14 protein-coding genes, 1 tRNA gene and 1 pseudogene are annotated in these 16,990 nt (G+C 62.4%); 7 read left to right on the forward strand and 9 right to left on the reverse strand.

The window, feature by feature from the left end:
* Positions 1–22 precede the first annotated feature (22 nt).
* A tRNA-Pro gene (locus KIT02_RS02040) sits at positions 23–99 on the reverse strand.
* Positions 100–200: 101 nt separating this feature from the next.
* Between KIT02_RS02040 and KIT02_RS02045 the strand changes: the two genes are divergently transcribed.
* The gene (locus KIT02_RS02045) at positions 201–938 is read left to right on the forward strand and encodes a phosphatase PAP2 family protein (RefSeq protein ID WP_297581629.1); all 738 of its coding nucleotides are present in this window, start codon (positions 201–203) and stop codon (positions 936–938) included.
* Here the strand turns inward: KIT02_RS02045 and metC are convergent.
* Entirely contained in the window at positions 920–2,107 is a 1,188-nt protein-coding gene (metC, locus tag KIT02_RS02050) for a cystathionine beta-lyase (RefSeq protein WP_297581631.1), read from the reverse strand. The genes KIT02_RS02045 and metC overlap by 19 nt on opposite strands.
* Positions 2,108–2,325: 218 nt before the next feature.
* Between metC and KIT02_RS02055 the strand changes: the two genes are divergently transcribed.
* The 5 genes from KIT02_RS02055 to KIT02_RS02075 all read left to right on the forward strand — a co-directional run bounded on the left by KIT02_RS02055 (position 2,326) and on the right by KIT02_RS02075 (position 7,709).
* Positions 2,326–3,342 (forward strand): amino acid ABC transporter substrate-binding protein, encoded by a 1,017-nt coding sequence (locus KIT02_RS02055; protein ID WP_297581634.1) that lies wholly within the window; start codon positions 2,326–2,328, stop codon positions 3,340–3,342.
* Positions 3,343–3,454: 112 nt separating this feature from the next.
* A complete protein-coding gene (locus KIT02_RS02060; protein WP_297581637.1) occupies positions 3,455–4,645 on the forward strand; it encodes an amino acid ABC transporter permease in 1,191 nt (396 codons plus the stop codon).
* Positions 4,646–4,654: 9 nt separating this feature from the next.
* On the forward strand, positions 4,655–5,782 hold the full coding sequence (locus KIT02_RS02065; protein ID WP_297581639.1) for an amino acid ABC transporter permease: 1,128 nt from the start codon (positions 4,655–4,657) through the stop codon (positions 5,780–5,782).
* A gap of 4 nt (positions 5,783–5,786) precedes the next feature.
* The gene (locus KIT02_RS02070; RefSeq protein WP_297581642.1) at positions 5,787–6,587 is read left to right on the forward strand and encodes an amino acid ABC transporter ATP-binding protein; all 801 of its coding nucleotides are present in this window, start codon (positions 5,787–5,789) and stop codon (positions 6,585–6,587) included.
* A gap of 99 nt (positions 6,588–6,686) precedes the next feature.
* The gene (locus KIT02_RS02075) at positions 6,687–7,709 is read left to right on the forward strand and encodes a transporter substrate-binding domain-containing protein (RefSeq protein ID WP_297581645.1); all 1,023 of its coding nucleotides are present in this window, start codon (positions 6,687–6,689) and stop codon (positions 7,707–7,709) included.
* Between the two features lie 58 nt (positions 7,710–7,767).
* Here the strand turns inward: KIT02_RS02075 and KIT02_RS02080 are convergent, their stop codons facing one another.
* Both KIT02_RS02080 and cls read right to left on the reverse strand, forming a co-directional pair.
* Positions 7,768–8,481, reverse strand: coding sequence for an alanyl-tRNA editing protein (locus KIT02_RS02080; protein ID WP_297581648.1), 714 nt, complete (start codon positions 8,479–8,481; stop codon positions 7,768–7,770).
* 7 nt (positions 8,482–8,488) lie between these two features.
* Positions 8,489–9,940: a cardiolipin synthase gene (gene cls / locus KIT02_RS02085; RefSeq protein ID WP_297581651.1), complete on the reverse strand. Its 1,452-nt coding sequence runs from the start codon at positions 9,938–9,940 to the stop codon at positions 8,489–8,491.
* Positions 9,941–10,170: 230 nt separating this feature from the next.
* Between cls and KIT02_RS02090 the strand changes: the two are divergent.
* Positions 10,171–10,326, forward strand: a pseudogene (locus KIT02_RS02090) (glyoxalase superfamily protein); the annotation flags it as partial.
* Between the two features lie 1,179 nt (positions 10,327–11,505).
* Here the strand turns inward: KIT02_RS02090 and KIT02_RS02095 are convergent.
* The 5 genes from KIT02_RS02095 to KIT02_RS02115 all read right to left on the reverse strand — a co-directional run bounded on the left by KIT02_RS02095 (position 11,506) and on the right by KIT02_RS02115 (position 16,963).
* Positions 11,506–12,555: a cysteine synthase A gene (locus KIT02_RS02095; RefSeq protein WP_297581654.1), complete on the reverse strand. Its 1,050-nt coding sequence runs from the start codon at positions 12,553–12,555 to the stop codon at positions 11,506–11,508.
* A 176-nt stretch (positions 12,556–12,731) separates the two neighbouring features.
* The gene (locus KIT02_RS02100) at positions 12,732–14,126 is read right to left on the reverse strand and encodes a deoxyribodipyrimidine photo-lyase (protein WP_297581657.1); all 1,395 of its coding nucleotides are present in this window, start codon (positions 14,124–14,126) and stop codon (positions 12,732–12,734) included.
* A gap of 56 nt (positions 14,127–14,182) precedes the next feature.
* The gene (locus KIT02_RS02105) at positions 14,183–14,629 is read right to left on the reverse strand and encodes an SRPBCC domain-containing protein (protein WP_297581660.1); all 447 of its coding nucleotides are present in this window, start codon (positions 14,627–14,629) and stop codon (positions 14,183–14,185) included.
* Complete coding sequence (locus KIT02_RS02110) at positions 14,626–15,846, reverse strand: MFS transporter (protein WP_297581662.1); 1,221 nt, start codon at positions 15,844–15,846, stop codon at positions 14,626–14,628. Before KIT02_RS02110 ends, KIT02_RS02105 begins: the two co-directional genes overlap by 4 nt.
* Positions 15,847–15,952: 106 nt before the next feature.
* Positions 15,953–16,963, reverse strand: a complete 1,011-nt coding sequence (locus KIT02_RS02115) for an iron chelate uptake ABC transporter family permease subunit (RefSeq protein WP_297581664.1) — start codon at positions 16,961–16,963, stop codon at positions 15,953–15,955.
* Positions 16,964–16,990 lie beyond the last annotated feature (27 nt).

A 16,990-nucleotide genomic window follows, 5' to 3' on the forward strand; every position in this document is an offset into this window, starting at 1 on the left:
CCTCAACACGATGCGAGGCGATTGGTCGGAGTACAAAGATTCGAACTTTGGACCCCCGGTTCCCAAAACCGGTGCTCTACCAGGCTGAGCTACACTCCGAAATCGCGCCTTCCCGTTAGCGCGTTCGTGGTGAAAGGGCAAGCCATTCGCGTGGCTTGTGCAGACTTGACCACGATCCGATACGCGGCACAGATTGCACCATGTTTGATCTGCAGAAGTCCTGGCCGCTTGGCCTCAGCCGAAAATCCTGGCCCTACTTTCTGGTCGGCATGATCGTTATCCTTGCCACCCTGTCGACGATCGACATCGCCGCCTCCCGCGGCGCTATCGCCTGGCCGGACCAATGGCGCGCCCCGTTCTTCTTCATCACCGATTACGGCCTGTCCGACTGGGTGCTGATTCCCAGCCTGGCGCTCATGATCCTGCTGCGCCTGGCGATGTTTCCGATGCAGGGGGTCTGGCGGCAGGCAACCGGCGAGTTGGCGCTGCTTTCCGCATTCATTTTCGTAGGCGTCGGGGGCCCGGGTCTGATGACCAATCTGCTGAAACGCCTGGTCGGGCGGGGCCGGCCAAGTGAATATGACTCCGTCGGTGCCTTTTCATTCCAGAACATTTTCAACGACTGGACGTTTCAGAGCTTTCCCAGCGGGCACTCCGCGACCGCCGTGGCCATGGCCTTTGCCTTTGGCTTTGTGTGGCCGCGCCTTTTTCCGGTGCTGCTGGTCCTTGGCATTGTCGTCGCCATATCGCGCGTGCCGGTGGGGGCTCATTACCCCACCGACGTGTTTGCAGGTGCCGTGGTCGGAATGCTCGGCGCCTATTTGGTCCGCAACCTGTTCGCCCGCAAGGGTTGGCTATTTGCCGTCTCGGCCGATGGGCATGTTGTCCGTAAACCCTTGACGGGGCTACGCCAATTGCTTCAGCGCACCGAGGCGTAGCGGTCCAGGGCCGCGCTGAGGTCGGCCTTGAGATCGTCGATTCCCTCGAAACCGACATGCAGGCGGAACAGATTGCCTGGCTCGCTCCAGGGGACTGCGGTGCGCGCCTTGCTGATCCGCACCGGCAGGCACAGGCTCTCATAGCCGCCCCAAGAATACCCCATGCTGAAGAGCGAAAAGCCATCCACCATGGCGGCGACGGCATCGCGCGGGGCGGGTCTGAGCACCACGCCAAACAGGCTGCCCGAGCCTGTAAAGTCGCGCTTCCACAGGGCATGGTCGGGGTGGCTTGGCAGGGCAGGGTGAAGCACCCGTGTGACCAGGTCGTGCTGCTCCAGCCATAGGGCCAATTCCAGGGCCCGGGACTGGTGCTCCTTCATGCGCAGGGCAAGCGTGCGCAGGCCGCGCGCCACGAGGAACGCATCGTCTCCCGAGGCGAAGAAACCCAGCAGCGTGCGCACGCGCTCGATGCCCGCCCAGGCTTCTTCAGTCGAGGAGATGGTACCGGCAAAAGCGTCCGAATGGCCGACGAACATCTTGGTGCCGGCATGGACCACGATGTCCGCTCCAAGCGCCAGCGGCCGGTGATAGAGCGGGCTCGCCCAGCTGTTGTCGACGATGAGGCGGGCACCACCGGCATGAGCCGCGCGTGCCAGGGCGGGTATGTCCTGCACCTCGAAGGTGAGGGATCCCGGGCTTTCGGCCAGGACCGCCCGTGTATTGGGCTGCATCAGCGCGCTGAGGCCGTCGCCGATCCGCGGGTCGTAGTATCGCGCCGTTACGCCCATGTCTCGCAGGAAGCCATCGGCGAATTTGCGTCCCGGCTCGTAGGCACTGTCGGCGATCAAAACATCGTCACCGGACTTGAGGCAGGAGAGTAGGGCAATGGTGATGGCGGCAAGGCCGGAGGACACCAGTTTCGTCCGATAGGCGCCCTCGAGTTCGGTCACGACCGATTCCACCCCTTCGGTGGTCGGGTTGCCTGCGCGACCGTAGAGGTAGCGCTGTTCCTGCGCTTCGAGGGCGGCCAGAGAAGGAAACAGCACGGTCGATCCGCGATAGATCGGCGTGTTGACGAAACCGAACTGATCGGCAGGATTCCGTCCAGCATGGGTCAAGACGGTTTCGATCGACGAAGTGCCGTTTTCGCCGGTTTTTTGATCAGTCATGCTGTGCTCGATGCTCAAAAAGAAGACAGGGCAAAGGCGCTGGCTAATTTAGCGACAGCTTTCCTGTCTCATTGCGCCATCTACCCTTGACGTTACGGTCAATAGCAGGTTGCATACCTAACAGCATCCAAATCGCATTCAAAGCGATGGTGCTCTCAAACCCGCCGGTCACAATGGCGGGGGCGAAACACAGGGTCAGGAAACAAAAAGGCAAAAAAATGCAAAAAGCGCTCGTATCGATCGCAGTCGCGGCCTCGCTGGGGCTCGGCGCGACGGCTGCACAGGCCGCTATTCTCGACGACGTGAAGGCCAAGGGCTACGTCCAGTGCGGTGTCACCGGCGGCGTGCCGGGCTTCTCCGCTCCCGATTCCAACAATGTTTGGACCGGCCTCGAAGTCGACTTCTGCCGTGCAATGGCCGCAGCGATCTTCAAGGACGCCGACGCCGTTCGCTACACCTCGCTGACCAGCCAGGAGCGTTTCACCGCCCTGTCCGCCGGCGAAATCGACGTTCTGTCGCGCACCACCACCTGGACCATGAGCCGCGATACCCAGCTCGGTATCAGCTTCGTGGGCACAATGTTCTATGACGGTCAGGGCTTCATGGTCCGCGCCGATGATGGCATCGAATCGGCGCTCGATCTGAGCGGCGCCGCCATCTGTATCGAATCCGGCACCACCACCGAGCTGAACGCAGCCGACTACTTCGCTGCCAACGGCCTCGAATTCAACACCGTCGTGTTCGTGGACCAGGACGAAGTCGTGAAGGCCTATGAAGATGGCCGTTGCGACGTCTACACCACTGACTCCTCGGCTCTGGCCGCTGAACGCTCCAAGTTCGCCGATCCTGATGCCCACATCATCCTGCCCGAGATCATCTCCAAGGAGCCCCTTGGCCCGGTGGTCCGCGCTGGCGACACCCAGTGGTTCAACCTCGCACGCTGGACCTATTTTGCTCTGCTCGAAGCTGAAGAACTCGGCGTGAGCTCGGCCAATGTCGATGAGATGCTCGGCTCGGACAACCCGGCCATCAAGCGTCTGCTGGGCGTTGAAGGCGAATTCGGCGTGCCGCTCGGGGTGGAAAACGACTGGGCCTACCAGATCGTCAAGCTCGTCGGCAACTATGCCGAGTCCTATGAAAAGCATGTCGGTCCCGATACGCCGATCGGCCTGGAACGCGGCCTGAACGCGCTGTGGCGCGATGGTGGCATCCAGTACTCGCCGCCGATCCGCTAAGCCGTTCAAAAATGTTCCGGCGCTCCCATGAGGAGCGCCGGACTTTTTGTTCCGTCGCCTGCCGCGCTTTCATGCGCGGGCAGCGGCTCGTTGCGGCCAAGGGACAAGCCACATGACGACACTCGACTCGGAGCAACGCATTGCTCCTCGGGCCAGCTTTTTCAACGATCCGGTGATCCGAGGGATCATCTATCAGGTCGTTGTTGCGGCCGTGCTGGTCGGCTTCATTTTCTGGATCATCGGAAATACTGCCGCCAATCTCGCAGCACAAAACAAGACAACCGGTTTCGACTTCCTCTGGCGGACTGCCGGTTTTGACATCAGTTTCTCGCTCCTTCCATGGTCACGCGCCTCCTACTATTGGGAAGCCTTCCTGGTCGGACTGCTCAACACTTTGCTGGTTGCCGTAATCGGCATCATCTTCTCGACCATTCTGGGCTTTACGATCGGTATCGCCCGGCTCAGTTCGAACTTCATCGTGTCGAGCCTGGCCACGGTCTATATCGAAGTCATCCGCAACATCCCGCTGCTGCTGCAGCTGTTCTTCTGGTACTTCGCCGTGCTCAAGGCGATGCCGGCGGTGCGGAACTCGATCGAGCTGCCCTTCGATTCCTTCATCAACCAGCGCGGCATCATGGTGCCGAAGCCCATTCCCGACGATCAGTTCAGTTTTGTCTGGATCGGGGTGGTGCTTGCCATCGTGGCCATCGTCGCCCTGCGGTATTGGGCGAAGAAGCGGCTCGAAACGACGGGTCAGCGCTTCCCGGTGTTCCTGACCTCGATAGCCCTGTTCCTCGCGATCACGGTTCTCGCCTTCGTCGTCAGCGGTGCCAGCGTCGCGTTCGAAATTCCGGTCCTGGAGCGGTTCAACTTCCGCGGTGGCCTGCAATTGCCGCCCGAGTTTGTCGCGCTGGCTTTCGGTCTGACCATTTATACGGCGGCCTTCATTGCCGAAACGGTTCGTGCCGGCATCCTCGCGGTCAACAAGGGACAGACCGAGGCGGCGCAATCACTGGGCCTCAAGGAAAGCGATCGGCTGCGTCTCGTCATCGTTCCGCAGGCCATGCGCGTGATCGTTCCGCCGCTGACCAGCCAGTACCTGAACCTGACGAAGAATTCGTCTCTGGGTGCCGCCATCGGCTATCCTGAACTGGTCAACGTCTTTGCGGGCACTTCGCTCAATCAGACGGGTCGAGCCATCGAGTGCATTGCCATCACCATGGCAGTGTATCTCTGCTTCTCGCTGCTCACCTCGGCCATCATGAACTGGTACAACGGCCGTGTCCGGCTCGTGGAACGGTAGGGGGTTGCCATGACAGACCTTGGTTACGTCCGAACCGATCTGGTTGAAGCGCGTCCAGCGCCGATGCGCACCTCCGGTGCCATCGCCTGGATGCAGAAAAACCTGTTCTCCACCCCGCTCGACACGGTCCTCACGCTGTTGGGTGTGTTGTTCCTCGCATGGATCATTCCGCCGCTCTACGGGTTCATCTTCGGCAATGCCGTGGGACCGGGCGGAACGGTCGAAGAATGCCGCATGGAAAATGCCGGCGCCTGTTGGGCTTACATTTCTTCGGAAATGGAGTTCTTCATCTACGGCTTCTATGACATTCCCGAGCAGTGGCGCGCCAATATCGTCTTTGCTCTGGGTGCCTTGTTGCTGGTGCCGTTGCTGATCCCCAAGGTGCCCTACAAGCGCCTCAACGCCATCCTGTTCCTGGTGGCATACCCGATCGTCAGCTACTTCCTGCTGGCGGGCGGCGTGTTCGGCTTGCGGGAAATCCCCACCGAGAAATGGGGTGGCCTTCTGGTCACGCTGATCATTTCGGTGATCGGCATTACCCTGTCTTTCCCGATCGGCATCGTGCTGGCCCTGGGCCGGCAATCGCAGATGCCGATCATCAAGACAGTCTGCGTGGCGTTCATCGAACTCATCCGGGCGGTGCCTCTGATCACCATCCTGTTCATGGCGTCGATCATGTTGCCGCTGTTCATGCCGCAGGGCATGACCGTCGATAAGTTCCTGCGGGCGCTTGTGGGCGTGACCCTGTTTACCTCGGCCTATGTGGCAGAGGTGGTGCGCGGGGGCCTCCAGGCCATCCCACGCGGGCAATACGAGGCTGCGGCGGGTCTCGGGCTCGGCTACTGGCAAAGGATGTGGTTCATCATCCTCCCCCAGGCGCTCAAGCACGTGATCCCTGGTATCGTGAACAACTTCATCGCGTTGTTCAAAGATACCTCGCTCGTCTACATCGTCGGCATGAAGGATCTGCTCGAGGCGGTGAAGACCAAGAACGACTCGGCATTGGAATGGCAGTCGGCCAATACGGCGACGACGGGCTATCTCTTTGCCGCAATGGTCTTCTGGGTCTTCTGTTTCGGCATGTCCCGCTACTCCATCTACATGGAGAACCGACTTAACACTGGCTACAAGAGGTAGCTCCATGTCTCAGGTTTCTGAAACCACCGTCGACCGCAAGATCGACACCAGCCACATGCAGGTCTCCAAGACCGAAGTGGCCATCGACGTCGTCAACATGCACAAGTGGTATGGCGACTTTCACGTGCTGCGCGACATCAACCTGCGGGTGATGAAGGGCGAACGCATCGTCATTGCCGGGCCCTCGGGCTCCGGCAAGTCGACGCTGATCCGGTGCATCAACCGGCTCGAAGAGCACCAGGAAGGCCAGATCATCGTCAATGGTACGGAACTGACCGCCGACCTCAAGCGCATCGATGAGGTGCGTCGCGAAGTGGGCATGGTGTTCCAGCATTTCAATCTCTTCCCGCACCTGACGATCCTGCAAAACCTGACTTTGGCGCCGATCTGGGTGCGCGGCATTCCCAAGGCCGAGGCCGAAGCGACCGCCATGCACTATCTGGAACGGGTGAAGATCCCCGAACAGGCCAACAAGTTCCCGGGTCAGCTCTCCGGCGGCCAGCAGCAGCGCGTGGCTATTGCCCGCTCGCTCTGCATGCAGCCCAGGATCATGCTGTTCGACGAGCCGACTTCAGCGCTCGATCCGGAAATGGTCAAGGAAGTGCTCGAGGTGATGATCGGGCTCGCCGAGGAAGGCATGACCATGATCTGCGTGACCCACGAAATGGGCTTTGCCCGCCAGGTGGCGAACCGCGTGATCTTCATGGATCAGGGCCAGATCATCGAGCAGAACGAGCCGGAAGAGTTCTTCTCCAATCCGCAGCATGAGCGGACCAAGCTGTTCCTCAGCCAGATTCTGCATTAGGGGCAGGGCTGATCAATAAAGGTGGGGTCGAGCCGGCGCACGGCTTGACCCCATTTGTCTGCCTGCCGAATATGGCTCCGGAAAGAAAAGGCCGGACCTTTGTCGAAGCTGAACAAGCTCATAGCCGCGCTGGTATATGCCGCCGCCGCGCTAGTCACCTCCCACGCCACCGCCCAGACTTTGGACGCCGTGCGCGAACGCGGATTCTTGATCTGCGGGTCGTCCGGCCCGCTGAGTGGCTTTGCCCAGCAGGATCAGGATGGCCGCTGGTCGGGCTTCGACGTCGACCTGTGCCGGGCCCTGGCGGCCGCGATCTTCAGCAATCCCGACCTTATCGAGTTCCGGGCCTATCGCGGCGAGGCACGGTTTGCGCCGCTGCAGATCGGTGCTGTCGATGTGCTGATGCGCAATGGTGCCTGGACCGAAGGGCGCGATTCCCGCTATGGCGCCCGCTTCGTGACGCCGAGTTTCTTTGATGGCCAGGCCTTCCTCGTGCCCCAGCAGATGGGCGTCGTTTCGGCCTATGAGCTTGATAATGTGAGCATTTGTGTCATTGGCGGTTCGGAGGAACTGCAGGCGCTCGACGAGTTTTTCTTCGCCAACCAGACCCAGTACAGCGCCGTCGTCTATGAGGACATCGCCGATCTGTCGCTCGCCTATCGGGAGGGGCTGTGCCAGGTGGTTTCGGCTTCTGGCCGGCAGCTCCAGGCCATGCGTCGCGACATGGCCGATCCGGCCCAGCACCGGGTGCTGCCGGAGCGAATTTCCAAGGAAATTCTAGGGCCTATGGTGCGTGAGGGGGACGACGACTGGCTCAAGATCGTGCGCTGGACGATCTTTGCGCTGATCTCGGCCGAGGAACTGGGCGTGACCAGCCTCAACATCGATTCCCTCTCGGCAGCCCGGACACCGGCAGTGCGCAGAATCCTCGGCGTCGAGGGCGATTTTGGCACCGATATGGGCCTGCGCCCGACCTTTCTGACCGATGCGATCCGGGCCGTCGGGAACTATTCCGAGCTCTATGAACGTCACTTCGGTGCGCAAACCGGGGCGGCGATGCTGCGGGGACAGAACTCGCTGTGGAGCAATGGCGGGCTGCTCTATGCACCGCCAATCCGGTGATGCCGGCGCCCGCATCGATTAACCGATGCCATGCTTGCGGTTAGCGCATTGCTAGCATTTAGCCGAACAGCACGCTAACGCGCCGGTTCTGCTTTCCCTTCTTCTCGATCTTGCCGAGGACCAGCCGGCCGATCTCGGCGGTGCTGGCAATATGCGTGCCGCCACAAGGCTGTAGGTCGATGTCGCCGATCCGGACGAGTCGCACCCGGCCCTGTCCCATCGGCGGCTTGACCTTCATCGTCTTGATGAGAGCACTATTGGCCTCCATTTCAGCATCGGTGATCCATTCCGCACTCACCCTGTGATCGGCTTCGATCATTGCATTGAGAGCAGCCTCGATTGCCGCAAGATCGTCGGGGACTTCCGGCATGTCGAAATCGAGCCGCCCCTTGTCTTCGCCGATCGACCCACCGGTGACCGGAAACGGAAAAACCACCGAGAGCAGATGTAGTCCGGTATGCATCCGCATGAGCCGGTGGCGGCGGTCCCAGTCGATCTCGGCCGTAACCGTTTCACCCGGATGGGGCAGGAGCTGGCCTTCGGAAGGCAAGTGAGCGATGCGTGACTTGTCGCCACCGGGATGAAGCGCAGTCGCAATGGTGATAACCGTGCCATCGTCCCGGAGGAGACGTCCGCTGTCGCCGGGCTGGCCGCCCGAGGTAGCGTAGAAGACCGTCCGATCCAGGATAACGCCGCCGTCTGCGGTGATTTCGGTCACCAGGGCTTCGGTGCTTTTGAGATAGGCGTCGTCGCGGAACAGAAATTCGGTCATCGGGCCCTCAAAGTACGGGGGAGAGGAGGCGGGCGGCCTGGGTCATGACATAGAGCGGCCATGGACGGCTCTCGACTTCGGCCCGCCCGACCTGTCGGCAGGATTTGAAATCTTCGAGCAGCATGGCTTCGACCCCGGCTATGGTCTCGGCATCGGTGAACCACAAGGTGATCTCGAAATTGATGGCAAAGGACCGGTTGTCGAAGTTGACGCTGCCGATGGTGGCGATCTGGTCATCCATCAGCACCACCTTCTGGTGCAGGAAGCCGTCGGTATAGCGGAACACCGAAATGCCGTGCTCGACCATGGAATCGGCATGGGCCATGCTCGCCAGCCAGACCAGTTTGTGATCGGGATTGTCGGGCAGCATGATGCGCACATCGACCCCGCGCAGCCGCGCGGCGAAGAGCGCCGTGCGGATATCGGTATCGGGCACAAAATAGGGGCTGACGATCCACAGGCGCTCGCGGGCGCGGCCGATCAGATCGGTAAAGGCGATCGCGCATTCCTCAAGCTTGTCGGCGGGCCCGCTGCCCATCACCAGCACGGATTTGTCGCCCGGCGTTTCCAGTTCGGCCGGGGGCCGGTTGGGCAGCAATTCACCCGTCGCCCATTCCCAATCTTCCCGGAACAATAGGGCGCAACCCAGTGCGGCCGGACCGGACACCCGGACATGGGTGTCGCGCCAATGGCCGAAGCGCGGGGACTGGCCGAGATATTCGATGCCGACATTGTGGCCGCCGACCCAGGCGTGCTTGCCATCGGCAACCACGATCTTGCGGTGATTGCGGTAGTTGATGCGGAAGGGGCCGTAAAAGCGCAGCAGCTTGTGCCGGTAATTGAAGCCGGCGACCTTGATGCCGGCTTCGCGCAGTTCCGTGCGAAAACGGCGCGGCATGCCATTGCTGCCGATATCGTCATACAGCAGGAAGATCGCGACGCCCTCGCGCGCCTTGGCGATCAGCCGCTCCGCCAGCTTCTGGCCCAGCGCATCGTCGCGCACGATATAGAACTGGATGAGGAGATAGTCCTTGGCCGCGTCGATGCCGGCAAAGATGGAATCGAAAGTCGCCTCGCCATCGACCAGGATTTCCACCTCATTGCCCTTGAGAAAGGGCAGTTCGGACACATGGGCCTGAACTGGCCAGAGCGCGTCGGTTTCCCGATCGATCAGCGCCAGATCCCGGGCTCGCAGCGGACGATCCGCACGGCCATTCCGCACGCGGTCGGTGGCATAGTCATCGAACAGCTTCCAGCCGAAGATCAGGTAAAGGAAGACGGAGGGGATGGGCAGGAGGACCAGCGAAATCAGCCAGGCGATGGAGCCCTGCGACGTGCGGGAATTGAGGATTTCCCGGATGGCGCAGACGATGGCCAGCAGATAGACGGCCCCCATGATCAGCGCCACGATGTGAAAATCGGCCACGATGAGGCGGATGAGATCGTCGATGCCGAACACTTTGTGCCTTCGTCAGTTTGGGGAGCCAATGTAGCAGCGACGGCGCGCGCGGCAACCTTGACTAACCTGTGGCTGAGCGTAGCATCGTTTACGGCTTCGCGCGGCCGGCCGCTCGCCCCTGTTGGGATGGTGAACGCGCGATCCGCCGATTGGTTTGACCCAAGGATACGGGCGAGCCGTCAGCAAGGCGAGCACTGACCACCGATTTGCCCGTCCGAAAGGATCAGACCATGCATAGCTTCATGGACGCAAAACTCATGGCCAAACTGCTGCGGCAGTCCCTGGCAGAGCGCGGCATTGCACTCACCCACAGCGATTGTCTCGAACTCGTGGCCCGCCAATTCGGCCTCGGCAACTGGAATATCCTCAGTGCCCGGATCGAGGCGCTGACCGCGGCACAGAAGCCATTGGCCATGCCGGAAGGCTGGCACGATGCCAGCGTCAATCGCGATGGTTATTTCCGCATGGGGCTCGACCCCGAACGGCCGGGATGCGCGGTGATCGCCAGCACAGCCCTTGCCGACCACGCGCCGGCGGCCCAATTCGGCACGCTGGCCCAGAGCATTGACGCAGACGCCTATGCCGGCGGTTCGGTGCGGGTTTCTGCTCAATTGAGCTGCCAGCATCTGGATGGGGCCGGCTCCATCTGGCTGCGGGTCGACGGCGACAATGGGCGCGGCCTGCGGTTCGACAATCTCATGGACCAACCGGGGATGCCGGTCAGCGGCAGCCACGCGTGGAAGGATTTCTCCATCACGCTCGACGTGCCCGATGCCGCATCGATCATCTATTTCGGGTTCCTGATGCGTGGGCGCGGATCGCTTTGGGCCAGGAATTTTGCGGTGGAGCGGCTGGACAGCGTGACCGAACCGCGCCGGCGCAACGGCTATCGCAACGACCGCCCCACCAATCTGGGATTTGGCGGGTAGGTCGAATTGCATGTGGGGGTCTCGGGGGCGTTGGGGTGGCGTCGGGCGAGCGGCACGTTGGGTTGTTGTCTGAGAGCAACCTCTGCCCGGGGGCATTCCGAGATGCGGACATGGATCCCGGCCTGCGCCGGGATGACATTGTGGTGTCCGACCATACAGTGATCCAGTGAGCCAGTGAGCCAGTGAGCCAGTGTGACCTCATGGTGAGCTTGTCGAACCACGAGGTCGGGCCCGTTGTTCCCGCCACGACCTCGTCCTTCGACGGGCTCCGGATGAGGCCTACTGATAGTTTTGATGGCGGGGTTGGTTCTGAACCAGAGGTTCCCGCTTTCGCGGGAATGACCCGGGGATGGGTCGAAGGGCTGCAGCTGTATTGGGGCTTTCACCCCTCAGCCCGTCCCTCTCCCCAGAGGGGCGAGGGGGCGATGGAGCCGGTGGGGCAGGGCGTCAGAGAGACCTCATGGTGAGCTTGTCGAACCACGAGGTCGGGCCCGTCGATCCCGCCACGACCTCTTCCTTCGACGGGCTCAGAGCCTGCCCCCGCGGAGGCGGGGGTTGAGGTCTACTTTTGAAACCGAGGTTCCCGCTTTCGCCGGAATGACCTGGTGGTGGGTCGCAACGGGTGCCTCGTGACCGTCAAGCCGGTTCGGCCTCCATGACGCTGGCGATGTCGATCGGCTCGCGGCCTTCCATCCAGGGCGGGACCGGCAGGTTCTTGGCGGCGAGGAAGGCCGGATTGAAGATCTTGCTGGCATAGCGATTGCCGTAATCGCACAGCACGGTGACGATCGTGTGCCCCGGGCCGAGGTCCCGTGCCATGCGCACGGCGCCGGCAATATTGATGGCGCTGGAACCGCCAAGGCAGAGGCCTTCATGCTCGAGCAGGTCGAAGATGTAGGGCAGGGCCTCGGCGTCGGAGATCTGGTAGGGCATGTCGACATCGAGCCCTTCCAGATTGGCCGTGATGCGGCCCTGGCCGATGCCTTCGGTGATGGAATTGCCCGAGGATTTCAGGGCGCCATTGGCGAAATATTCGTAGAGCGCGGCGCCTTCCGGATCGGCGAGGCCGATCTTGATGTCCGGATTGCGGGCTCGCAGGGCCTCGGCGACCCCGGCAAGCGTGCCGCCAGAGCCCACGGCGCAGATGAAGCCATCCACGCGGCCGCCGGTCTGCTGCCAGATTTCGGGGCCGGTGGTTTCGACATGAGCCCGGCGATTGGACGTGTTGTCGAACTGGTTGGCCCAGACTGCTCCATTGGGCAGTTCCGCATTGAGCTTTTCGGCGAGGCGCCCGGATACCTTGATGTAATTGTTCGGGTTCCTATAGGGCTTGGCCGGCACCTCGATGAGCTCGGCGCCATAGAGACGCAAAGCGTCCTTCTTTTCCTGGCTCTGGGTATCGGGGATGACGATCACCGATTTGAAGCCGAGCGAATTGGCGACCAGGGTCAGGCCGATACCGGTATTGCCGGCGGTGCCCTCGACAATGGTGCCGCCCGGCTTGAGCGCGCCGGACTTGACCGCATCATGGATGATGAACAGCGCCGCGCGGTCCTTGACGGACTGGCCAGGATTGAGAAATTCCGCCTTGCCCCAGATTTCGCAGCCGGTGAGCGTGGAAACGCGATTGAGGCGGATCAGCGGCGTGTTGCCGATGGCGGAGATAAGGTCTTGGTGCTTGGCCATGTGTCTATGTCGTGGAGGATCAGACACTTATGGTAGGGGGCGCGTCGGGGCGCCGCAAGGGATAAGGGCCCGTCGCGGCAAGCGGTTTCCCTGCCGATGGGCTGCGCGCAAGGGATGATCGGCACCGGGCCGGATGGGGGAATGGTATTGCGCGGACAAGGCGGCCCGGCGAGGTGTCAAAGGTCCCCGATGGCGTCGAGGGCGCGCTGGCGGGTCTGCTTGAGATCGACGATCGGCGCCGGGTAGGTCCTGCCGATGGTGATGCCGGCCTGCTCCAGCACATCGGCAGGGGCCTCGGCGGGCTTGTGGATCACTCTTTCGGGGAGCCCGGCGAGTTCGGGAACCCAGCGCCGCACATAGTCGCCGGCCCCGTCAAAGCGTTCGCCCTGGGTTACCGGATTGAAGATGCGGAAATAGGGTGCAGCGTCGAGCCCGCTGCCGGCGACCCATTGCCAGCTGGCCGGATTGTTGGCTTCGTCGGCATCCACGAGGCAATCCCAGAACCAGTTTTCGCCCTGCCGCCAGTCGATCAGCAGATTCTTGGCCAGGAACGAGGCGACCAGCATCCGCACGCGGTTGTGCATGTAGCCGGTTTCCCAGAGCTCGCGCATTCCCGCATCCACGATGGGAATGCCGGTCTGGCCACGCTGCCAGGCCGCCAGTTGCGCGGGCGCGTGGCGCCATTTGACGCCCTCATATTTGGGCTGCATGGGCACAGTGGCGATGTCGTCGCGATGATAAAGCTGGTGATAGCTGAAATCGCGCCAGGCCAGTTCGGACAGGAATTTTTCCACGGCCGCGGCCTGCTCGGGATGGGCATGGGCAAAGGCCCTCGATCGGTGCCAGACCTGGCGCGGGCTGATTTCCCCGAAGCGCAGATGCGGTGACAGCCTAGAGGTTGCAGGCTTGGCCGGTACGTCGCGGCCTTCGGGATAGGCGGCAACTTCGTCGAGGAAATCGTCAAGGCGATCCAGCGCCGCGGTCTCGCCGATCGTCCAATGGGCGGCAAGTTTTTTGGCCCAATGCGGCTGCCGATAGTCACCGTCCACGCTTTGAGATTTGCGGGCGTTGCCGCTGGGCGCGGGAAGGGGGCGCGCGATGGGCATGTCGCGCAGGGTCTTCCAAAAGGGCGTGAACACCGAATAGGGCTTGCCCTGGCCGGTCTCGATATCCCAGGGCTCGACCAGGACATTGCCGGGATGGGAGGTGACGGCGAGGCCGTCGCCGCGCAGGGATGACTTGATCGTGGCGTCGAGATCGCGCGCCGCAGGGGCATAGCGGCGGTTCCAGTGGACTTCGTCGGCACCGAACGCTTTGGCCACCTCTGTGATCGTGGCTTGCGCCGGGCCGGTTTCCACGCGCAGGTCGACGCCGATGGCGGCAAGATCCCTGGCGAGGCTTTGCAGGCTGTGATGCAACCACCAGCGGGCGGCGGCGCCGATGGGCCGCAGGTTGCCGTCGGTTTCGTGGATGTAGAGGGCCTGCACCTGATCCGCGGTGGCGGCGGCGGCAAGGGCGGGATTGTCGGACAGGCGCAGATCATTGCGCAGCCACACAAGGGCTTTGGACACGGCAAGGCTCCGGATGGTTCCATACCGATACGCGCGGGAACCGGCTCCGGTTCAGGTCACTCCATCAATTCTGCCAGTTGCTCGAGCGCCGCATTCCAGGCTTCCATGGAAAAGATGCGGGTCTGCGCATCGGCATGGGGCAGGCCGCGCTCGACCAGAGTGATGCGGGTGGCGTCCTCGCCCACGGGGGCAAAGGTGATGTCGAGCACGAAGATCATCTCGTCGTCCTCGTCCTTGTGGACCCAGGACATGACGAGGCGCTCATCTTCGACGAATTGCAGCACTTCGCCCGAAACCTCGTGATCGGCCTCGTCGTCCTCTTCGCCGAAGGTCACGTAGTGATAGGTGCCGCCCTCGAAGGCGTCGAACTCGGCCTCGTCCACCTGCCACTGCTCGATCAGGGCCGGATCGGTCCAGGCCGCGAAGACATCGCTGACATTGGCGGCAATGGTGCGCGAGAGGGTGATCTGGCTTTCGCCGTCACCTGCCATGGTATCGCTCATGCCGGGCTCCTTCCGGGATGCAGTTCTGCCGTGCGGGGCAGGAAGATGGTGAGGATACCAAGCGCGGGCAGGAAGGCGCAAATCTGGAACACCGCGATCATGCCGATCCAGTCCGCAAGCGCGCCCATGGCGGCCGCGCCGAGCGCGCCGATGCCGAAGGCGAAGCCGAAGATGAAGCCGGCAATCATGCCCACCTTTCCGGGCACCAGTTCCTGCGCATAGACCACCATGGCCGAAAAGGCCGAGGACAGGATCAGCCCGACAAAAATGCTCATCACGCAGGTCCAGAACAGGTCGAGATAGGGCAGGGCCAGGGTGAAGGGCAGGGCGCCCAGGATCGACACCCAGATGACGGCGAGCCGCCCATAGCGATCCCCTATCGGTCCGCCAAAGAAGGTGCCGGCTGCCACCGCGCCAAGAAAGGCGAAGAGGTAATATTGGGCATCCTGGGCGGACAGCGCGAATTTTTCGATCAGGAAGAAGGCGTAATAGCTCTTGAGCCCCTCGATATAGATGAACTTCGAGAGCAGCAGGGCGCCGATGACGGCGAAGGCCACCACCAGCCGCTGACGCGACAGGACGGGTTTGACCACGACCGGCCGCGGACGGGTGGCGGCCTGGCGCTGGTGTTCGGCAAACCAGCGGCCGACATAGGTCAACAGCATGAGGCCGAGCACCGCGACGCCGAGGAAATAGATGACGCTCGATTGTCCCATGGGCAGCAGGATGAGCGCTGCGGCCAGCGGACCAAGGGCGGTGCCAGCATTGCCCCCGACCTGGAACAGCGACTGCGCAAAACCCAGCCGCCCGCCCGACGCCATGCGGGCGACGCGGGACGCCTCGGGATGGAACAGCGCCGAGCCGGTTCCCACGACAACCGCTGCGAAGAACAAGAGCCAGAAGCCGTTCGCCGCCGCCAGAATGGCAACGCCGACCCCGACAATGCTCATCGACAGCGCCAGCCAATAGGGTTTTGGCTTGAGGTCCCCGGACAATCCGAAGATCGGCTGCAGCAGGCAGGCGGTGATCTGCTGGCCAAGCGTCAACAGGCCGATCTGCAGGTAGGAGAGGCCATAGGTCTCCTTGAGCATCGGGTAGAGAGCCGGCAGCAGGAACTGCAGCAGGTCATTGAGCAGATGCGCGCCGCTGACGGCGAGAATGATCGACAGGGCAGTCCGCTGCGCATCTGGCGCTGCGGTGGGCGAAGCAGTGGTCATGGAAAAGACTTCAAGACAGTTTCGTCCGTCCTAACCCGGCAGGCGCGCGAGGGCAATTGCAACGAGCGAAATATGGCGAGGGGCAACTTGTGCCCCCGCGTTGCGATCACGGGCGCCGGCGGGCTTCGATGAAGAGCAGCCAGGCGAGATAGCCGCCGCCGACCATGACGGTGATGATGCCGACGGGCAAGGGCCTTGGTGCGGCGTGTTGGGCGGCAAAATCTGCGGAGAGGCCGAGCAGGGCACCGACCAACGCAGCGGGCGGAAGCGTTATCCCCGCGGTGCGGGTGAGCCGGCGCGCTATCTGTGGGGCGACGAGGGCAATGAAGGCAATGGGGCCGGATGCGGCGGTGACGGTTGCGGTCAGGGCCACGCCCACCATGATCAGGGCCAGGCGGGTCTGGCCTATGCGGATGCCATGCGAGGCGGCCAGGTCATCCCCGAGTTCCATCTGCCGCATTGGCCGGCTCAATATGAGGGAGAGGAGCAACAGCAGGACCACGCATGTGCCGCCGCCCAGAACCTGATCCCACGAAATGCCGTTCAGCGAACCGGAATTCCAGGCGGATGCGGACATGGCCTGGTTGAGATCGGCCTTGAGGATCAGCCAGGTATTGGTCGATGCCAGCATGGCCGAGACGCCGATGCCGACAATGATCAACCGAAAACCCTGAACCCCGCCCCGAAAGGCAATGAGATAGACGATGACGGCCGTTCCCATGCCGCCGAGGAGGGCTCCTGCGGCCAGCTGGAGGTAGGTGCCATTGATGAACAGCATCACCACCAGCGCCCCGGTATAGGAGCCATCCGAGAAGCCGATCAGGCCAGGGTCAGCAAGTGGGTTGCGCAGCAGCGACTGGAAGATGGCGCCGCTCACGCCCAGTGCGGCGCCGAAGATGATGGCCGCGACCACCCTTGGCAAGCGCCATTCGACGACGATTTCGTGGACAATGCCGCTCTCGCCGCCCGATAAGGCGGAGATGACCTGCAGGGGGGTGAGCTGGTACGAGCCCGTCATCAGGGCGAGCACCGCGAGGGCGAGGATCGCGAGCGCGACGACGACGCAGACGAGAAAGGAACGCCGCGCCAGCCGCGCTGAAACTTTCCAGCGCTTCACCGGGCCCCGTTGGGGGGATGAAATGGA

This window comes from Devosia sp. (assembly GCF_025809055.1).
Taxonomy (GTDB): domain Bacteria; phylum Pseudomonadota; class Alphaproteobacteria; order Rhizobiales; family Devosiaceae; genus Devosia.

Bases quoted from the DNA above. Each gene is read 5' to 3' on its own strand.
- KIT02_RS02045 (WP_297581629.1), top strand. From the start codon at position 201: ATGTTTGATCTGCAGAAGTCCTGGCCGCTTGGCCTCAGCCGAAAATCC.
- metC (WP_297581631.1), bottom strand. From the start codon at position 2,107: ATGACTGATCAAAAAACCGGCGAAAACGGCACTTCGTCGATCGAAACC.
- KIT02_RS02055 (WP_297581634.1), top strand. From the start codon at position 2,326: ATGCAAAAAGCGCTCGTATCGATCGCAGTCGCGGCCTCGCTGGGGCTC.
- KIT02_RS02060 (WP_297581637.1), top strand. From the start codon at position 3,455: ATGACGACACTCGACTCGGAGCAACGCATTGCTCCTCGGGCCAGCTTT.
- KIT02_RS02065 (WP_297581639.1), top strand. From the start codon at position 4,655: ATGACAGACCTTGGTTACGTCCGAACCGATCTGGTTGAAGCGCGTCCA.
- KIT02_RS02070 (WP_297581642.1), top strand. From the start codon at position 5,787: ATGTCTCAGGTTTCTGAAACCACCGTCGACCGCAAGATCGACACCAGC.
- KIT02_RS02080 (WP_297581648.1), bottom strand. From the start codon at position 8,481: ATGACCGAATTTCTGTTCCGCGACGACGCCTATCTCAAAAGCACCGAA.
- KIT02_RS02095 (WP_297581654.1), bottom strand. From the start codon at position 12,555: ATGGCCAAGCACCAAGACCTTATCTCCGCCATCGGCAACACGCCGCTG.
- KIT02_RS02105 (WP_297581660.1), bottom strand. From the start codon at position 14,629: ATGAGCGATACCATGGCAGGTGACGGCGAAAGCCAGATCACCCTCTCG.
- KIT02_RS02110 (WP_297581662.1), bottom strand. From the start codon at position 15,846: ATGACCACTGCTTCGCCCACCGCAGCGCCAGATGCGCAGCGGACTGCC.